The organism is Mucilaginibacter sp. (assembly GCF_036383575.1).
Taxonomy (GTDB): Bacteria; Bacteroidota; Bacteroidia; order Sphingobacteriales; family Sphingobacteriaceae; genus Mucilaginibacter.
On the sequence record NZ_DASVOB010000612.1, the window covers coordinates 1 to 3,980 of the forward strand.

At 43.6% G+C, this 3,980-nt stretch carries 2 protein-coding genes; both read right to left on the reverse strand.

What is annotated here, in order from left to right; genetic code table 11:
* Positions 1-3,117 (reverse strand): VCBS repeat-containing protein (locus VF500_RS21755; protein ID WP_330861694.1); only part of this gene is annotated, 3,117 nt, incomplete at its 3' end.
* A 226-nt stretch (positions 3,118-3,343) separates the two neighbouring features.
* Positions 3,344-3,980, reverse strand: a 637-nt coding sequence (locus VF500_RS21760) for a DUF4982 domain-containing protein (RefSeq protein WP_330861695.1), incomplete at its 5' end; no start/stop codon positions are given.

A 3,980-nucleotide genomic window follows, 5' to 3' on the forward strand; every position in this document is an offset into this window, starting at 1 on the left:
ATCATGGTCATAATCAAGTGTAGTAATGGTAAAAACCGGGGAATACTGGGCCTGCAAAGGCAATGCCACTTGCTTTAATCGCCCTTGTCCATTACTGATAAAGCAGGCTGTTGCAAGCTCGTTGGTTGTCAGTTTTTTTACGCCTTTCAATTCTTCAGGGGTAAAGATCTTATCCATGGTAGCATCGGCGTAGCTTTTATAATCAGGGAACCGGCCGCGCATAACACTTAACTGATCGAGCAGTTCATCGCGGCTTACAAAAGGGTAGTTTTTATGCTGAATGTAAAAACACAGCATCGGGTCGACTGAACCATTGTCATCAAAATCCTTATAAAACATTTCGGCAGGCTCAGCGTCACTTGCTTTGCACTGGGTATTTAACCCGACGTTCCCGGCAATAATATCGGGGTGACCGTCATGGTTGATATCGCTTACCTGTAAACAGTTCCACCAGCCGGCATATTTTTTATCAAAGTATTTCACAGTGGCATCAGTAAGTTTAGCGCCATTATTTTCAAAAACCGTGATCGGCATCCATTCGCCAACCAGCACAAGATCGGGCTTTTTGTCGTCGTTCATATCAACCCAGGCGGCATCGGTTACCATACCTATATTTTTTAATGCCGGATTATATTTTGCCGTTTCATCGGTAAAATGTCCCTTGCCATCATTGATCAGGATATAGCTTTCGGGCGCTTCGGGATAGCGGCCTGGCACTACCCTACCACCAACAAACAGATCAGGGAAACCATCCCCGTTAATATCGGCCGCTTTTACACAGCTTTTACTGCTGATCATTTTAGGTAAGGCATTGTTCGCCTTGCTGAAGTTTCCTTTACCATCGTTAAGATACAGCCTGTCCTGCAACAGTGCATCGTCTGGTTTGTAATCGGCATAACCACCTGAGGCTACATAAAGGTCGGGCTTACCATCGCCATTGGCATCAAAAAACAACGCTGCGGCATCTGTACTATTTTTATCGGCATCAAAAGCCGGAACAGCTTTGCTTATAAATTTCCCATCCTTTTCCTGCAGGTATAATACACCAGCTTTGCCATCGTGCGCACCAGTATAGATATCTTCCAGCCCGTCACCATTGGCATCACCTTTTGTAAGTATGGAACCCGAAAAGGATATGGAGTTAACCATTAATGGCTGCCGCTTAAAATCATTGGTTGTATTATCGCTTTCGCGGGATGCTATGGGTGAGGGCACTTCCTTAAATACAGGTTCAATTTGTTTTTGTGCCGGACTGGTGCCAGTGGCATCCTTTTCGTTTAAAACAAGCTGTTCATTGGCTTTTACCTTTTGAATTATTTGTGATTTGCCACTTTGCCAGGTGATCCTTAATGAATCAATCTGCTTATCTTTTCCTAATCCAAAATGAAGTACCGGCGAAACAGTTGACTGGTAGCCATGGGTTGGCATTTGCTCCAGGTACTGCATTTTACTGCCCGAATAGATACTAACCTTAGCCCCTATCCCCTGCGTATTGGCCCCGCTGCCATTTAATTTTATAGCTAAATAATGGTTGTCATTTTGCTTGGCGGCCTGATTTTCATAAACAAAAGCAGGCTGATTAATATTATTTACCACCAGGTCGAGGTCGCCGTCATTATCCAGATCGACATAAGCCGCACCGTTACTGTTTGATGGCAGCGTTATACCCCACTGTTCACTTGTGTTGGTAAACGTGGCGTTGCCATTATTTTTAAACAGGTAACTTTTCATTTGCGAGGACGGCATCTGGCTCACAATATCCAGGAGGTCCTGCCGCATTACGCGCCTGTCTTTAAGGTTATCGCCCATAAACTTTAAAAAGTCCATGTTGGTATAGTCGCGGGTATAACCGTTGCTTACAAACAGGTCTTTCCAGCCATCATTATCATAATCGGCAAATAATGGCGACCAGCTCCAGTCGGTATTGGAGATACCCGCCAGTTGCCCTGTTTCGCTGAACGAGTTATTACCATTGTTGATCTGCAGCATATTGCGCATATACTGGTAATAAAAGCCAACCCGCAGGTTAAGGTCAAAAGCTTCATAATTATCAACGCCGAACAACAGTTTTTGACGTTTGTTATCTTCGGGAAGCATATCCAGCGTGTAGATATCAGGCTTACCATCATTGTTGATATCGGCCACATCATTACCCATGGAATAAAATGAAGTATGGCCGATCTGTTTCTGAAGCTCGTCAGTAAAACCGCCCTTACCATTATTGATATACAATCTGTCGGGAATGCTGTAATCGTTTGATACATAAATATCCGGCCAGCCATCGCCATTAATATCGGCTATGCCGGCTGCCAAACCATATGACAATGAGGTATTGATGATTCCCGAAGCCCCGGTAACATCAACAAAATGGTTATTATCATTCCGCAGCAACCTGATCCCCGATTCGTTATCTTTTTTGGCGGTCATCTCTTTAACAAATGCATCGTCAAGAATACTGATCCGTGCCGGGTTGTGATTAACTAACAACAGGTCGAGATCACCATCCCTGTCATAATCAAAAAAGTATGCCTGTGTGCTGAACGACGGAAAATCAAGACCGTAATCCGCAGTCATATCTTTAAACACAGGTACACCAGCGGCATTGTTCCCCTGGTTTACGAACAACTGGTTAACCCTTTTTTCGGCCCTTATTTTACCCGAATAACATATATAAATATCCAGCTTGCCATCACCGTTAACATCGGCCATGGTAACACCTGTTTTCCAGGGACCGGGCCTGCCCGTTACACCTGCATCAGTTGTAATATCCTTAAACTGCATATTGCCCTGATTCAGGTACAATTTATTATCGGTCATGTTGCCGGTAAAATAAAGATCCTGTAGGCCATCGCCGTTTAAATCGCCGACAGCCACACCGCCACCATTATAAAAATACTCGTACATCAGCACATTGGTGTTCAAACCTTCGGTTAAAGTATTGGCAAAATCAATATGGGTTTGCTCCGGCTGCAATAATTTAAACAATGGTTGTTGGGAATCGGCGGCAGGCTTGTGATTACACCCTGCGGATAACGTCAGGATACATAAAGCAGGCAGCATCAAAAAAGATCGTTCTTTTCGCGTTTTAAGCGGGAGGGGGAACCGGAATATCTTCATTGTGGTTTATTGTGGCTACGATAAATAGGCATCGCAAATTTGATGTCAATATAACAATTATTCTGTATCCAAAATATCTTTAGCTTACTTCAGCATAGTTTTGAAGTTTTATTAAAACGGTAGTGTTATAAGGCTTTGAAGTTTCCGGATTTTAAACAAAAATCCCCCGGACCATTAAACCTTACGATTTAAAAATCCGGGGGATCCCTTTTTATTATTGCTTTATCTATTTGATCACTACTTCTTGTGTTCCTGCATTCAAGCCATCTCCTGAAGCAGAAAGATGGATCTTGCCGGGTACGGAGCCCGCCTTTATCAAAAATGCAGCGATCCCGGCTTCAGCCTTCACTTCTCCCTCTCCAATCACTTCCCCTTCGCCGCTTACTTTTAGCCTGAGCGAATTGGTTGCAACCGGAATCACGGTGCCATTTTCATCAGTTACCGAAGCGTAAACAAACACCACATCGTTTTTACCAGCTACAGGTATTTTGCCACTGTAATCAACTGTTAATTTGATTTGCGAAGCTTTTCCAGGTGTTTTGCGTTCGGCATTAGTTACCGGTTGACCGTTGATATAACCTTTAGCGGTTAATGTGCCGGGCTGGTAAGCTACGTTAAAGGTAAATGGAGCATGTTTAAGGTTATTATTCATGCTGCCAATATCTGGTTTCTGTTTGCCTATCGATCTGCCGTTCAGGAACAGTTCTACCTCACCACAATTACTGTAAACCTTTACACTTTTGGTATCGGTGTTATTCCAGTAATTGGCGATGAACAGCATCGGTTTACTTTCGGCAGCGTCCCTTTGGCTTTGATAAAAATAATAGGCAAACTTAGGCAGCCTGAAAATATCCATAATCCCC